The 14,990-nt window shown below is 69.7% G+C and carries 12 protein-coding genes; 7 read left to right on the top strand and 5 right to left on the bottom strand.

Annotated features, from left to right (window positions below; genetic code table 11):
- Window positions 1–9: 9 nt before the first annotated feature.
- The 4 genes from treY to BW971_RS17670 form a co-directional block, all read right to left on the bottom strand.
- The gene (gene treY / locus BW971_RS17685) at window positions 10–2,343 is read right to left on the bottom strand and encodes a malto-oligosyltrehalose synthase (protein WP_076482344.1); all 2,334 of its coding nucleotides are present in this window, start codon (window positions 2,341–2,343) and stop codon (window positions 10–12) included.
- Window positions 2,344–2,353: 10 nt separating this feature from the next.
- The gene (gene glgX / locus BW971_RS17680; RefSeq protein WP_083710290.1) at window positions 2,354–4,756 is read right to left on the bottom strand and encodes a glycogen debranching protein GlgX; all 2,403 of its coding nucleotides are present in this window, start codon (window positions 4,754–4,756) and stop codon (window positions 2,354–2,356) included.
- A gap of 79 nt (window positions 4,757–4,835) precedes the next feature.
- A complete protein-coding gene (locus BW971_RS17675) occupies window positions 4,836–7,040 on the bottom strand; it encodes an acyltransferase family protein (RefSeq protein ID WP_076482343.1) in 2,205 nt (734 codons plus the stop codon).
- A 146-nt stretch (window positions 7,041–7,186) separates the two neighbouring features.
- Window positions 7,187–7,762: a TetR family transcriptional regulator gene (locus BW971_RS17670; protein ID WP_076482341.1), complete on the bottom strand. Its 576-nt coding sequence runs from the start codon at window positions 7,760–7,762 to the stop codon at window positions 7,187–7,189.
- A 157-nt stretch (window positions 7,763–7,919) separates the two neighbouring features.
- Here BW971_RS17670 and BW971_RS17665 point away from each other — a divergent pair, with 157 nt between their 5' ends.
- From BW971_RS17665 to BW971_RS17640, 6 genes are read left to right on the top strand one after another with little or no spacing between them, the layout of a single operon-like run.
- Complete coding sequence (locus BW971_RS17665; protein ID WP_407701236.1) at window positions 7,920–9,164, top strand: adenosylmethionine--8-amino-7-oxononanoate transaminase; 1,245 nt, start codon at window positions 7,920–7,922, stop codon at window positions 9,162–9,164.
- Complete coding sequence (locus BW971_RS17660; protein ID WP_076482338.1) at window positions 9,161–10,324, top strand: 8-amino-7-oxononanoate synthase; 1,164 nt, start codon at window positions 9,161–9,163, stop codon at window positions 10,322–10,324. The genes BW971_RS17665 and BW971_RS17660 overlap by 4 nt, the downstream gene beginning before the upstream one ends.
- Complete coding sequence (gene bioD, locus BW971_RS17655; RefSeq protein WP_076482335.1) at window positions 10,321–11,073, top strand: dethiobiotin synthase; 753 nt, start codon at window positions 10,321–10,323, stop codon at window positions 11,071–11,073. The genes BW971_RS17660 and bioD overlap by 4 nt, the downstream gene beginning before the upstream one ends.
- Window positions 11,070–12,113, top strand: a complete 1,044-nt coding sequence (bioB, locus tag BW971_RS17650; protein ID WP_076482334.1) for a biotin synthase BioB — start codon at window positions 11,070–11,072, stop codon at window positions 12,111–12,113. The genes bioD and bioB overlap by 4 nt, the downstream gene beginning before the upstream one ends.
- 7 nt (window positions 12,114–12,120) lie before the next feature.
- Entirely contained in the window at window positions 12,121–12,393 is a 273-nt protein-coding gene (bsaP, locus tag BW971_RS17645) for a biotin synthase auxiliary protein BsaP (protein ID WP_076482478.1), read from the top strand.
- Window positions 12,390–12,983, top strand: coding sequence for a DUF2567 domain-containing protein (locus tag BW971_RS17640; protein WP_076482332.1), 594 nt, complete (start codon window positions 12,390–12,392; stop codon window positions 12,981–12,983). Before bsaP ends, BW971_RS17640 begins: the two co-directional genes overlap by 4 nt.
- 152 nt (window positions 12,984–13,135) lie before the next feature.
- On the opposite strand, the gene BW971_RS17635 is transcribed toward BW971_RS17640, so the two are convergent.
- Window positions 13,136–13,831, bottom strand: coding sequence for an NUDIX hydrolase (locus BW971_RS17635; RefSeq protein WP_076482331.1), 696 nt, complete (start codon window positions 13,829–13,831; stop codon window positions 13,136–13,138).
- A gap of 136 nt (window positions 13,832–13,967) precedes the next feature.
- Here BW971_RS17635 and nadA point away from each other — a divergent pair, with 136 nt between their 5' ends.
- Window positions 13,968–14,969, top strand: a complete 1,002-nt coding sequence (gene nadA / locus BW971_RS17630; RefSeq protein WP_076482329.1) for a quinolinate synthase NadA — start codon at window positions 13,968–13,970, stop codon at window positions 14,967–14,969.
- The last annotated feature ends 21 nt before the right edge of the window (window positions 14,970–14,990 follow it).

Below are 14,990 nucleotides of genomic sequence, written 5' to 3'. Positions count from 1 at the left end.
CCGTCGACGCTACCGCTCGCCCGAGGTGGTGTCGGCGACCAGCACCACCGGTGCGGTCTCCGCGAGCAGCTCCGACAGCCCCACGACACCGTCGAAATCGTTACCGCTCAACAGGTCTCGCCAGCGTCCCGGTGGTAACCGCAGCGTCGTGGCCGACAGGTCCGGCAGGGAGACCGTCCACCGCGGCGCGGCGAACACCACGGCGGGCTCGGCGCCGTGCGCACCGCGGCCGAAGGCGATCAGGTGATCGGCGGCGGGGCCGTCGGCGATCAGCCGCACATAGGCGCTACCCGGACCGAACAGGTCCGGATGATCACGGCGCAGCGTGGCGATCGCGGTCACCAATCGCGTCTTGGGGTGGTCGACCGAGCGGGTGTAGTCCACCGGTCGGCGGTTGTCGGGATCGACCAACGAGTCGGTGAACCACTCGGTCCCCTGGTAGATGTCGGGGAACCCCGGCGTCAGCATCGACAGCGCCTTCTGGGTCAGCGAATCCGACCGCCAGTGCGGTGCCAGTTCCGCGACCAGCGATCCCAGGGTCCCCGGTTCGTCGACCACCGCGTCGATCCAACGGTGGGTGGCGTCCTCGAAGTCGGTGTCGACCTCGGTCCAGGTGGTCCGCAACCCGGCCTCGCGGATCGCCTTGGTGGCGTAGTCGTGGAGTCGTGTGCGCAGGTCGTCGTCCACCGGACCGTCGCTCGGCCACACCCCGAACATGTTCTGCAGCAGGAACAGCCCGGTCAGCGGATCCGGTGCGGGGGTGCGGTCCTCGATCTGTGCGACCACGTCGGCCCACCGCCCGGGTACCTGCGACAGAACCCCGATGCGGGCGCGTACGTCCTCGTCGCGTTTGGTGTCGTGGGTGGACAGCGCCGTCATGGCGGACGGCCACTGCCCGGCCCGGATGCGGTTCGCGGTGTGGAAGTCGTCGAGTCCCATCGCGGGCAGACCCGGGTCGCCACCGACCTCTTGGCTGCTGACCAGTCGCGCGGTGCGATAGAACAGGCAGTCCTCCACGGACTTCGCGGTGACCGCACCACACACCTGCGCCAGCCGGGACGAGGCCTCACCGGGGACGGTGACGGCAGGCCCGATCACCGCGAAGGCGTCGGCCAGCCCGGGTTCCCGGATGCGCAGCTCGTCGACGAGGTCGGCGAGCTTGTCGCCCAACACCGGGTAGTCGGCGCGGTACACGCCGAGTCCCGCCAGGATCAACGCCAGCGCGGCATCGAGATCGGCGTCGGTGACCTCGACGGCGGAGTCCGGCGTCGCGGCCCGCACCGAGCGTCGCAACCGGCCCAGTTCGGCCGGGAATGTGTGGTGCAGCGTCGCCAGTTTCAGGGCGTGTTCGGCGTCGTGCAGCCAGCGTGAGTCGCCGCGGTCGCCGGCCACCCGCAGGTGCAGTTCCGAGAGCTCCTCGATGCCCCGCGGGTCCACCAGCACCGCACCGACACGGCGGAGTTGTTCGTAACCGGTGGTGCCCTGCACCGGTAGCGACGGATCGAGGGGTTCGCCGCGCGACAGGATCTTCTCGATCAGCAGCAAGCGGTCGGGGCCGATCGTGTCGCGCAGCCGCTGCAGGTATTCCACCGGAGCGGTCAGACCGTCGGGATGATCGACCCGAATGCCGTCGACGAGGTCCTCGGCCACCAGGTCCTGCACCACCCTGTGGGTGGCGGCGTAGACATCCGCGTCCTCCTGCCGAAGGCCGGCGAGACCGTTGACCGCGAAGAACCGGCGATACCCGATGACCCCGGAGTCCCACGGCACCAGGCGGTAGTGCTGTCGGTCGTGCACCTCTGCGCCCGACCCCTGTGCGGTTCCCGGGGCCAGCGGGAAACGGTGCTCGTAGAACCCGAGTTCACCGGTCTGACCGGCGTTCGGGAACACCTCGAGGGCGTCGACGTCACCGGGTCCACCGAGGACGGGTAGGGCCAGCTTGCCGTCGGCACCGTTGGCGGAGGACCAGTCGATGTCGAAATACGACGCGAAGGCCGAATCGTGCCCGTGGCGCAGCACATCCCACCACCACGGGTTCTGCCGAGGATCCTCTACCCCGGTGTGGTTGGGGACGATGTCGACGATGATGCCCAGTCCGCGTTCGGCCGCCGCGGAGCGCAGCGCCCGCAGCCCGTCGATCCCGCCCAACACCGGGGACACCGCGGGTGGCGGCACCCAGTCGTATCCGTGGGTGGAACCGTCGACCGCGGTCTGGATGGGCGACAGGTACAGGTGACTGACGCCGAGGCCGGCGATGTGGTCGAGCTGGTGACGGGCGTCGTCGAAGGTGAAGTCCGCGTTGAGCTGCAGACGGTACGTTGCGGTGACCGGTCCGGTTGGCATGGGTGGCGAGTCACCCCACCTTTCGCAGTACGAGCACGGATCGGCCCGGAATCTCGACCGGTTGGTCGGCGACCGCGTGGACGTCGCAGTCACCGCGGAGGTGGGAGGTGTCGAGCACCCCTGTCCACTCCGGAGCGTAGAACGAACTCGGCATCGAGAAGGTGAGCGGTTCGTAATGCCCGTTGAAACAGAGGAGGAAGGTGTCGTCGGAGACCCGGCGACCCCGCAGATCCGGCTCGTTGATGCCGTCACCGTAGAGGTACACCGCCAACGATTTCCCGAACCCGCTGTCCCAGTCTTCCGGGGTCATCTCCTGTCCCGACGGGGTGAGCCACGAGATGTCACGGGGCTCGTCACCGGAGCGGATGGGGCGGCCGCGGAAGAAACGGCGCCGCCGGAACACCGGGTGTGCGGTGCGCAGCGCGATCGCCTTGCGGCTGAACTCCAGCAGGTCGGCGTTCTTCTCGGCCAACGTCCAGTCCATCCAGGACAGCGGAGAGTCCTGGCAGTAGACGTTGTTGTTGCCGTTCTGGGTCCGGCCGAATTCGTCGCCGTGGGCGATCATCGGGGTGCCCTGACTCAGCGCGAGTGTGGCGAGGATGTTGCGTTGCTGGCGCGCACGTAGGTCCTCGATCTCCGGGTCGTCGCTCGGACCCTCCACCCCGCAGTTCCAGGACCGGTTGTGGCTCTCGCCGTCGCGGTTTCCCTCACCGTTGGCGTCGTTGTGCTTGTCGTTGTACGACACCAGGTCCCGTAGGGTGAAGCCGTCGTGGGCGGTGATGAAGTTGATACTGGCGCTCGGTCGACGACCGGTGGCCTCGTACAGGTCCGACGACCCGGTGAACCGGGATGCGAACTCGCCCAACGTCGACGGCTCACCGCGCCAGTAATCACGCACGGTGTCACGGTATTTGCCGTTCCATTCGGTCCACAGTCCGGGGAAGTTGCCGACCTGGTAACCGCCCTCACCGACATCCCAGGGTTCGGCGATGAGCTTCACCTGACTGACGACCGGATCCTGTTGCACCAGATCGAAGAACGCCGACAGCTTGTCCACGTCGTGCAGCTCGCGCGCCAGGGTGGCAGCGAGGTCGAAGCGGAATCCGTCGACGTGCATCTCCAACACCCAGTACCGCAACGAGTCCATGATCAACTGCAGGGTGTGGGGGTGCCGGACGTTCAGGCTGTTGCCGGTTCCGGTGTAGTCCATGTAGAGCGCCGACTCGCCGTCGACGAGCCGGTAGTAGGCCGCGTTGTCGATGCCACGGAACGCGATGGTCGGACCCATGTGGTTGCCCTCGGCGGTGTGGTTGTAGACCACGTCGAGGATGACCTCGATACCCGCCTCGTGGAACGAGCGCACCATGGCCTTGAACTCGGCGACCGCGGCTCCGGCTTTCTTGTTCGACGAATATTCCTGATGCGGCGCCATGAACCCGAAGCTGTTGTAGCCCCAGTAGTTCCGCAGTCCCAGGTCCAGCAGGCGGTGGTCCTGCATGAACTGATGCACCGGCATCAGCTCGATCGCGGTGACCCCCAGGGCCGTCAGGTGATCGATGATGGCCGGATGGGACAGGCCTGCGTAGGTGCCGCGCAACGATTCCGGCACGTCGGGGTGCGTCGCGGTCATGCCCTTGACGTGGGCTTCGTAGATGACCGTCTCGTGGTACGGGTGGTGCGGGGGACGGTCGTGCTGCCAGTCGAAGAACGGGTTGATGACCACCGACACCATGGTGTGGCCCAGGGAGTCGAGCCGCGGCGGCGCGAGCTCGGCGGTGTCGGTGTCGGTCTCGACGGCGGCGGCCGCCACGACCTCGGCGGTCTTGGTGTCCTCCGCATCGTCGGCGTCGACACCCTCACCGAGATCGGCGACCGCGACCTCGGTGGCGGGGTCGCCGGTCGGTTGGTCCTCGGGGGGCTCCATGTCGGCAGCGGCCGGCTCCGGGGTGACCGCGGACTCTTCCCGGTGAGGTTCGTCGCCGTAGTCGACGCCTTGGAGGCGGTAGGAGAACAGCGACGGATCGTCGTCGAAATGCCCGTGGAACGCCTTGCCGTACGGGTCGAAAAGCAGCTTGGACGGGTCGCAGCGGTGGCCGGTGCCCGGGTCCCACGGTCCGTGCACCCGGTACCCGTAGCGCTGGCCGGGGGATATCGAGGGCAGGTAGCAGTGCCACACGTAGCCGTCGACCTCGTCGAGGTCGATCCGTCGCTCGCTGCCGTCCTTGCCGATGAGGCACAGTTCCACCCGATCGGCGACCTCCGAGAACAGCGAGAAATTGGTTCCGGCGCCGTCGTAGGTGGCGCCGAGCGGATACGCCGTGCCGGGCCACACCTGCAGGCCGTCCGGTGTCGAGGCGGTGGCGCGGTCGGTGGGGGCACCGTCGGCGCGCAGGCCTCCTGCCGCTGTCGTCATGCGGTGAGCGTAGTCGCTGACGGTGTCCTGCTCATCGTGTGCAGAGGGCACCTGGGGTCGCGACCGGTGGACCCTGGGGTCAGGTCCAGGGCAGTGCCGCCCGCATCTGTCGCGACAACTCGGGGATCAGGCTGCGGACGAAGGTCGCGCTGAGGTGGTGCCAGTCGTGGTAGACGGTCACGTTGCCGATCACCGCCGGGCAGGTGGTGTCGTCGCAGAACGCATTCGACAGGTCGAGCGGGTGCAGACCGGGGTAACGGCCGACCAGAGCGTCGGTGGGGTCGGAGTCGCTGAGCGCGGTGCGGCGCGACGACGCGCAGTCGGTGTCCGGGTCACCGCCCTCAGCCAGGCAGGTCGGTGAGTCGATGGCCGTACCGTCGTCGTGATGCGGCCAGACGGTGTCCCGGATACCCAGCACCGGGACGTCGGCGTCACTGAACTGCCGCAGGATCGGGGTGTAGTCGTCGGGAACGATGTCCCCACCGGTGATGCCCGCTCGCGGCCGGGTGGTGTTGGTGAACACCGCGTCGGGCTTGTCGGTCGTGGTCAGTCGGTGCATCACCTGCTGCACCCAGTCGCGGCACTGCGGGTACGGCACGTCGTTGGTGAGGTAGGTGGGATGGGGGTTGCTCGACAGCGGGCAGCCCATCTTCAGGTAGGTCGTGACCTTGACATGGTCGCGTTTGCCGATCGCGTCCAACGCGGTGATCCAGTGTTCCGCGTGTGAGCCGCCCGCCAGTGCGACGGTTCGGGTGGCGTCGGTGTCGCCGTAGACCCCCACCGTGACGCCGTCGTCGGTGAAGCTGCTGATGTCTCCGCGGTAGGACGTGATCGGTAGGTCCTTGAGCACCTGCAGAGGTGTCGGCTGGGCTTCCATCCGCGGAACCGGGGCGTTGTCGAGGAAGGCCCGACCACCCGGGTAGACCGCCGGGTCGAGGTCGGTGGTGTCGACCACCATGGTGTCGACGTGGTGCTCCCACACCTTGATCGTCACTCCGGTGACCGACGCGCCGATGACCAACACGCTCGTCAGCAGCCCGGAGTACGAGAGCAGCGCCGCGCGTCGGGCGTGCGTGGGCGGCGCGGCGTGACGACCGGTGGAGCGCGTCCGGCCGGCCGATCGTGCTACCCGCAGCGGATCCTCGACGAAGCGCTTCGTCACCCAGGCCAGGGCGGCGGACACCGCGAGCAGCACCACGCCCTCCACGACGCCCGCGTGGTCCTTGCCGCGCACCGCGAGATAGAAGATCAGCAGTGGCCAGTGCCACAGGTACAGCGCGTAGGAGATGGATCCCAACCAGACCGGCCACCGGCCGGACAGAACGTGGTTGACCGCGGGTACGGGTGCCGACGGACCGTGCTCCTGCGCGATCGCACCCGACCAGATGATCGCGAGGGTTGCCAGCACCGGCACCAACGCCGAGGGCCCGGGATAGGACTCGACGCCGTTGATCCACCATCCGCACGTCACGATCACCGCCAGGGCCGTGATCCCCACCAGGGTGCGCAGCCACGTGAGCATGCGCGTCCTGGGCATCCAGATGGCCAACAGTCCGCCGGCGAGCGGCTCCCACACCCGCGCCAGGGTGTCGTAATAGTTGAACGGCTGATTGATCCCCGCCCGCAGCTGAGCCCAGTAGAACGACACCGCCAGCACACCCAGCAACGTCGACCCCGCCGACCACCGGATCGCCCGCTGCCGCACCGGCACCGGCAGCCGGCGGGTCACCACCGTGACCGCCAGGGTCATCGCCAGTGCGGTCAGCATGGTGACCAGGAAGAACTGACCCTGGACCGACATCGACCACAGGTGCTGCAACGGGCTGTTCGCGGAGCTGGCCGCGGTGTAGTCCTGTGAGTTCAAGGCGAGGTGCCAGTTCTGGTAGTACAGCGCGCTCGCCATCACCTCACGGCCGACGGTCAGCCATCGCGTCTGCGGCAGCACCAGCAGCGTGAGCACGGACGCCGCGATGAGGACGGTGAGGAGGGCCGGTAACAGCCTGCGGGCCAGTCGGGTGAACCGCGGCCACGGGTTGGCCGCCCGCCACGGGTTGACGTGCGGGGCCTGGGCGGCGATGGCGTGCCGCAGCAGCGAACCGACGAAGAAGTACCCGGACAGGGTGAGGAAGACGTCGACGCCGCCGGACACCCGGCCGAACCAGATGTGGAAACAGGCCACCAGGGCGATCGCGACCCCACGTAGCCCGTCCAGATCCGTGCGGTACGCCGTCACCGGGTCCCTGGTGGGCGGTGCCTGCTGTGCGACGCGGGTGGGTGCTGCCAAAACTGACCGGGCCTGTCCTCTTTCTCGGGCCTGTTCTTCTCGTTCGGGGCCGGGCCTGCGAGAGTGCTGTGACGCCGAATCTACCGTGTCGGCCGGTCTTCGCCGACGTAGCGACGGTGTGGTCCCCGGATGCCGGGGACCGCGACTCAGGCGCTGCGCCGAGCTCGTTCGCCGCTGCGCTCGCGGGCCCCGTCGACGACCACGGCCAACCCGTCGGCGAACTCCTCGTCGAAGTCACGACCCGACGGCCCGCTGACGCCCAACCGCTCCATCTGCGCCCGCGTCTGCTGTTCGAAGGTGAGGCCGATGACCAACTGGCACGCGGCGGTGGTGACGGCTCTGGCGTCACGGACGCCGAGCCCGCCGCGTGACACCGCGGTGGTGATCTCGCCGGCCACCGTCATCGCCGACAGGCCACTGGCCCAGCTGGCGGAGACCAGTTCCGCGCTGTCGGTCACCGCGAGGAGAACACGACGCATCTCGCTGACCAGCGCGATCACCTGGGTGTCCCACGGGTCGGTGGCCGGCGGTGAAACCACGTCGTCGAGGATGCGGTCGGCGAGGGCGGCGAGCAACGACTGCTTGTTGGGGAAGTGCCAGTACAGCGCGTTGGGACGGACGCCGAGTTCGCCCGCGAGCCTGCGCATGGACAGGTCGGCCAGGCTGTAGCGATCCAGGATGGCGCGCGCGGCGTCGAGGACGTCGTCTCGGCTGTTGGGCACGTGGTCGAGGGTAGAGGGCGTGTCCGCCCTGCCCGATACCGCCCCTGTACAGTGTCCAGGGTCATACAGCCGCCCGACTTTCGACAGGAGCCGCCCGGTGGATCCCGACGTCATCCGCCGTATCGATGCCGAGCACATCTGGCATCCGTACGGTTCGATGCCCGCCCCGGTGGAACCACTGGTGGTGCGATCCGCGTCGGGCGTACGCCTCACGGTGGGCGATGGTCGGGAGCTGGTCGATGGGATGAGCTCGTGGTGGGCGGCCGTGCACGGGTACCGCAACCCCGTGCTCGACGCGGCGCTGGTCGACCAGTCGCAACGGATGTCGCACGTGATGTTCGGCGGCCTCACCCATGAACCGGCCGCCCGGTTGGCCCAACTGTTGGTCGAGATCACCCCGCAGCCGCTGCAGACCGTGTTCTTCGCCGACTCGGGGTCGGTGTCGGTGGAGGTCGCGGTGAAGATGGCGCTGCAGTATTGGCGCGCCCGCGGCCGGGCAGGCCGCACCCGACTGCTGACCTGGCGTGGTGGCTACCACGGCGACACCTTCACCCCGATGAGCGTGTGCGACCCCGACGGCGGCATGCACGCGCTGTGGACCGACGTGTTGGCCCGGCAGGTCTTCGCACCCGCCCCGCCCGCCGACCACGACGACGCCTACGTCGCGGAGCTGGAGGCGTTGGTCGCCGCGCACCGCGACGAGCTCGCCGCGGTCATCGTGGAACCCGTGGTGCAGGGTGCGGGCGGTATGCGGTTCCACGACCCCGAATACCTGCGGGCGCTGCGTCGCATCTGCGACGAGCAGGACGTCCTCCTGATCTTCGACGAGATCGCGACGGGCTTCGGCCGCACCGGTGAACTGTTCGCCGCCGACCATGCGGGGGTCTCACCGGACATCATGTGCGTCGGCAAGGCGCTCACCGGGGGATACCTCACCCTGGCCGCGACACTGTGTACCGCCGAGGTCGCCGGGGTGATCAGCGCGGGCGATCCGGGACTGCTGGCCCATGGGCCGACCTTCATGGCCAACCCGCTGGCGTGCGCGGTGGCCGTCGCGTCGACCGAACTGCTGCTGTCGTCGCCGTGGCGCGATCGGGTCGCCCACATCTCCGAGGTGCTGGGTGCCGGTCTGTCACCGCTGGCCGACCGGCCGGGCGTGGTCGACGTCCGGGTGCTCGGCGCGATCGGCGTGGTGCAGCTCGATCGGCCGGTGGACGTGTCGGTGGCGAGCGCGGCGGCCATCGACGCCGGCCTCTGGGTGCGACCGTTCCGCGACCTCGTCTACGTGATGCCGCCGTTCGTCTGTGACGACGACGACCTGGCGATCGTCGTCGCCGGGGTCGGTGCCGCGGTACGCGCGGTCACCCGCGAGCTCGTTGCACCGGCGGGGGAGCGCCGATGACCGTCGACCGCACCGGCGTGGATCTCGCCGACGCCCTGGCCTGGCTGGAGCCGGACGCACGCCTGCGCGCCGCCGAGGGACTACACCGCGAGCTGGTGGTCCGCGACGTCGGCCGAGAGCTGATCAACCTCGCCTCCAACGACTACCTGGGCCTGTCGACCCACCCGAGCGTCCTGGCCGGTGCGCACGACGCCGTCGACAGCTGGGGCGGCGGGTCGACGGCATCCCGACTGGTCGCGGGGACCACCCGGGCGCACGCCGACCTCGAAGGTGACCTCGCCGACTTCCTCGGGTTCTCCGCCGCGTTGGTGTTCTCGTCGGGCTATCTGGCCAACATCGGGGCGGTCACCGCCCTGGCCGGTCGCGGCGACCTCATCGTCAGCGACGCGGGCACCCATGCCTCACTCATCGACGGTTGCCGGCTGTCGCGGGCCCGGGTGGTCGTGGTGGACCGCGGTGACGTCGACGCGGTGGCCGGGGTGCTGCGCGAGCGCCCCGAGGAGCGTGCTCTGGTGGTCACCGACTCGGTGTACAGCATCGACGGGGCACCCGCCCCGGTCGGCGAGTTGTACCGGGCGGCGCGGTCGTCGGGGGCGGCGCTGCTCGTGGACGAGGCGCACGCCCTCGGGGTGCGCGGTCGCGGTGGCCGCGGGCTGGTCGACGAATGCGGTCTGTCCGGTGCGCCGGACCTGGTGGTGACCGCGGTGCTGTCCAAGTCGTTGGGCGCGCAGGGTGGCGCGGTCCTCGGCGACGACGCCGTGCGCGCCCACCTCATCGACCGGGCACGTACCTTCATCTTCGACACCGGCCTCAACCCGGCCGCGGTGGGTGCGGCCCGCGGCGCACTCGGGGTGCTCCGTGCCGCACCCGACCTGCCCGACCGTCTGCGCGCCAACGCGGAGAGGTTGGCGCAGCGCCTCGGCGCCGACCGCCCGGCCGCGGCGGTGGTGTCGCTGATCGTCGGTGATCCCGCGGTCGCCGTGGACGCCGCCACCCGGTGCCGGGAGCGAGGGGTGTTGGTCGGATGCTTCCGTCCGCCGTCCGTGCCGCACGGGACGTCGCGGTTGCGGTTGACCGTCCGCGCCGACCTGGACGCCGCGACCATCGACCGGGTCGCGACCGTGGTCGGTGGCGTGCTGAGCGAGATGGGGTTGCGATGAGCGTACTGGTGATCGCCGGGACGAGCACCGACGTCGGCAAGACGGTGGTGACCGCGGCCGTCGCCGCGGCGGCGCGGGCGGCAGGTCGCCGGGTGGCGGTGTGCAAACCCGCGCAGACCGGGATGTCCGCCGGTGCGCCCGGTGATCTCGCGGAGGTGAGTCGCCTGGTCGGTGACGTGACCACCGCGGAATGCGTGCGCTACCCGGACCCGCTGGCCCCCGACACCGCCGCCCGGCGTGCGGGGATGCCCGCGCTGGAGCTGCGGACCGTCGTCGACACCGTGCGCGCACTGACCGAGACCCACGATCTGACCCTGGTCGAGGGTGCGGGCGGGGTGTTGGTGCGGCTGGCCGCAGATCTCACCCTGCTCGACGTCGCCGCCGCGCTGGGCGCGCCCGTGTTGGTGGTGACACCCGCCGGGCTCGGCGCACTGAACCACGCCGAGTTGACCGTGCACGAGATCGCCGCCCGCGGCCTGCGCACGGCCGGGTTGGTCATCGGGTCGTGGCCCGACGACCCCGATCTGGCGTCCACCTGCAACCGCGACGACCTGCCGCGCGTCACCGGTGTACCGATCGTCGGGACGATTCCCGCCGGTTCCGGCCGGTTGTCGCGGGCGGAGTTCACCGCCCGTGCCCACACCTGGTTCGACCCCGGGGTCGTCGACGCCGCCGTTGTCGACCCCACCGCATCGGCGGAACAGCTCACCGCCGACAATGACCGTCAACGAGAAGGAGTCCATCCGTGACACAGGCCCCCGTGAATCCCCGGAGCACCCTCGACGCACCCGCGTCCGACGACATCCTGGCCGTCGCCCGCGAGCAGGTGCTCGAACGCGGCGAGGCGCTGACCCAGGAACAGGTCCTCGCGGTGCTGCGGCTCGACGACGCTCGGCTGACCGAGCTGCTGGAGCTCGCCCACGACGTGCGGATGCGCTGGTGCGGACCGGAGGTGGAGGTCGAGGGGATCATCTCGCTGAAGACCGGCGGGTGCCCCGAGGACTGTCACTTCTGCTCGCAGTCGGGTCTGTTCACCTCACCGGTGCGCAGCGCGTGGATCGACATCCCGTCGTTGGTGGAGGCGGCGAAACAGACCGCGAAGACCGGCGCCACCGAGTTCTGCATCGTCGCCGCGGTGCGCGGTCCCGACAAGCGGTTGATGAGTCAGGTCGCCGCGGGCATCGAGGCCATCCGCAACGAGGTCGACATCCAGATCGCGTGCAGTCTGGGCATGCTGACCCAGGAGCAGGTCGACGAGCTCGCCGCGATGGGCGTGCACCGCTACAACCACAACCTGGAGACCGCGCGGTCGCACTTTCCCGAGGTGGTCACCACCCACAGCTGGGAGGAGCGGTGGGGAACCCTGCGGATGGTCCGCGACGCCGGTATGGAGGTCTGCTGCGGCGGCATCCTCGGCATGGGGGAGACCCTGGAACAGCGCGCGGAGTTCGCGGCCGACCTCGCGTCGTTGGAGCCCGACGAGGTTCCGCTGAACTTCCTCAACCCGCGGCCGGGAACGCCCTTCGGCGATCTCGAGGTGCTGCCGGCGTCCGAGGCCCTCAAGGCCGTGGCCGCTTTCCGGCTCGCGTTGCCGCGCACCATTCTGCGGTTCGCGGGCGGTCGTGAGATCACCCTGGGTGACCTCGGAGCCCAGAAGGGCATCCTCGGTGGCATCAACGCCGTCATCGTCGGCAATTACCTGACCACGCTGGGCCGTCCCGCCGAGGCGGACCTCGACCTGCTGGCCGACCTGCAGATGCCGATCAAGGCCCTCAACGACAGCATCTGAGGTGGTCATGAACCCAACCGTGCCGCCGCCGTCCGCCGCGTCGGGGGCCGGGGTGTCCGGCCCGCTCGACGAGCCGCTGCGCTTCGGCGTGTACACCGGCATCGGGGTGGACGACCCGGGGTCGGTGCGGGTGCCGCGGGCCGCGGAGCTCGGTCTGGAACCGCCGCGATTCTGCGGTCAGTGCGGGCGCCGGATGATCGTGCAGGTCCGCCCGGACGGGTGGTCGGCGCGCTGTTCGCGGCACGGGTCGGTGGATTCGGCGGATCTCGGACGACGATGAGCGGTACCGATCCGGACGTGCTGCCGGTCGCCGACGCGCGCCGCGAACGTGTCGACGGCTGGGGGTGGGTGGTCCTCGGACTGGCCGCGGTCATCGTCGGTGCGGTGGCCGGTGTGCTGTGGGGTGTGCTCGCTCCCGGGGTGCGCGGCGTGGTCGCCGAGATCGGTGCCGCGGTGAGCCTGCCGACGGCCGTGGACATCCGGTTCGACGCCGTCGCGGTCTTCGTCTGCGTGATGGTCGTCGCCGGCGTGATCGTCGGGCTGCTCGGCTGGTCGGTGCGCAGCCTGCGCGGGGTCGCCGGGGTCTTGACGACCGTGGTCTCGGCGGTGGTCACCTCTGCGGTCGCCATGTGGATCGGCGGACTGGTCGCGCATGCGCGCTATCCCGGCCCCGGACCCCACCGCGAGGTCGGGCAGTTCTACACCTCGTCGCCCGCCCTGTGGATGCCGCCCGCGCACCTGGGGCCGATCCCGGCGCCGTGGGCGCTGGTCGTCATCGCCCCGCTCGCCGCGGTGATCGCCTACCTGGTCGCGACCCTGTCGTCCCCGTACCCCGACCTCGGCCGCGGCGACGACCCCCATTCCGACTGAAACGACGGCCCGCTCGACATCGACGAGCGCCCGCTCGGCGTGAAGAACGGCCCGCTCGACGTCAACGACGGCCCACTCGACGTGTGACCACGTCGATCGGGCCGAAATACGCGTCGAGCGGGCCGTTGTCGCGATCCATCGGGCCGTTGTTCTCACGGGGGTGGGCGCAGGGTGGCGAACTCGTCGGTCACCCGCAGCCGACGTTCGGTGAAGCGGTACAGCGCAGGTGGTCGGCCGCCGGTGCGTCCGGTGCGTCGGGTGGTGCCGGTAGCGCCGACGACGCCGCGACGGCTGAGGATGCGGAGCAGATTGGTGCTGTCCACCGGATAACCGAGCGCCGCGCCGTAGATGTCGCTGAGTTCGGACATCGAGAACTCCGCGGGTGCCAACGCGAAGGCGATGTTGGTGTAGGAGATCTTCGCCGACAACCGGGTACGCGCCAACTCGACGATCCCGCGGTGGTCGAAGCTCATGTCCGGCAGCCGATCCACCGGATGCCACCGGGTGTCGTCGGGGAGGTTCGCAGGCGAGTCCGATGGCACCAGACCGAGGTATGTCGAGGCGATGACCCGCTCACCGGGCACCCGGTCGGGTGCCGAGAACACTGCCAGCTGCTCCAGATGCGCGACCTCGCGCAGGTCCACCTTCTCAGCGAGCTGACGCCGGGCCGACGTCTCGAGGTCCTCGTCGGTGCACGACAACCCGCCGGGCAACGACCAGGACCCTCGTTGTGGCTCCTCGCCGCGTTGCCACAACAGCACCGAGAGACCGGGTGGTTCCGCGTCGCCGCCCGCGCGCACCTCGAACACGGCGCACAGCACCTCGTGCAAGACCCCCGGTGCCGGCATGGTGCCGAGTCTATGGGCCCGACTGGCGGGTGTAGCATCGGCAGAGGTTTTCGATCTACGGTCGAAAACCCGGTCCGTTCACGGACGGCAGCCCACACAGCACGACTCCGCACACGATGACCAGGAGGTGGTCGGCATGACGACCACAGCACCCGCCCCCTACACCGGCGTCGAACCCACACCCGAGTGGTTCGACGAGGTCCGCAGCCTGGCGACCGCCCGGAACGCGACCCTGTTGGCCCACAACTACCAGCTGCCGGCCATCCAGGACGTGGCCGATCACGTCGGCGACTCACTGGCCCTCTCGCGGATCGCCTCGGAGGCCGAGACCGACGAGATCATCTTCTGCGGTGTGCACTTCATGGCGGAGACGGCCAAGATCCTCAGCCCGGACAAGCGGGTGTTGATCCCGGACGCGCGCGCCGGCTGTTCGCTGGCCGACTCCATCACCGCCGACGACCTGCGCGCGTGGAAGGCCGAGTATCCCGACGCGGTGGTCGTGTCCTATGTGAACACCACCGCCGAGGTGAAGGGTCTCACCGACATCTGCTGCACGTCGTCGAACGCGGTCGAGGTGGTGGCTTCCATCGATCCCGACCGGATGGTGCTGTTCCTGCCCGACCAGTTCCTCGGCGCGCACGTCAAACGGGTCACCGGCCGGGAGAACATGCAGATCTGGGCGGGAGAGTGCCACGTGCACGCCGGGATCAACGGCGACGAACTGACCGCTCGCGCCCAGGCCCACCCCGACGCGGAGCTCTTCGTCCACCCCGAATGCGGGTGCGCGACGTCGGCGCTCTACCTCGCGGGCGAGGGATTCGTGCCGGAGGAGAAGGTGAAGATCCTGTCCACCGGCGGCATGCTCGACGCCGCCCGGCAGACCGGGGCCCGGGAGGTGTTGGTGGCCACCGAGGTGGGGATGTTGCACCAGTTGCGCCGCGCCGCCCCCGACGTCGACTTCCAGGCGGTCAACGACCGCGCGTCCTGCCCCTACATGAAGATGATCACCCCGGCGGCGTTGCTGCGATGCCTGCGCGAGGGGCGCGACGAGGTGCTCGTGGCCCCCGACGTCGCCGAGCGCGCGCGGGCCAGCGTGGAACGGATGATCGCCATCGGCACGCCGGCGGGTGGGGAATGACCGGGCGGGAAACAGCACAGC

Source organism: Williamsia sterculiae (assembly GCF_900156495.1).
In the GTDB taxonomy this organism is placed as follows: domain Bacteria; phylum Actinomycetota; class Actinomycetes; order Mycobacteriales; family Mycobacteriaceae; genus Williamsia_B; species Williamsia_B sterculiae.
Note: the sequence above shows the minus strand (reverse complement) of the source record. Positions and strands in the feature narration are given on the sequence as shown.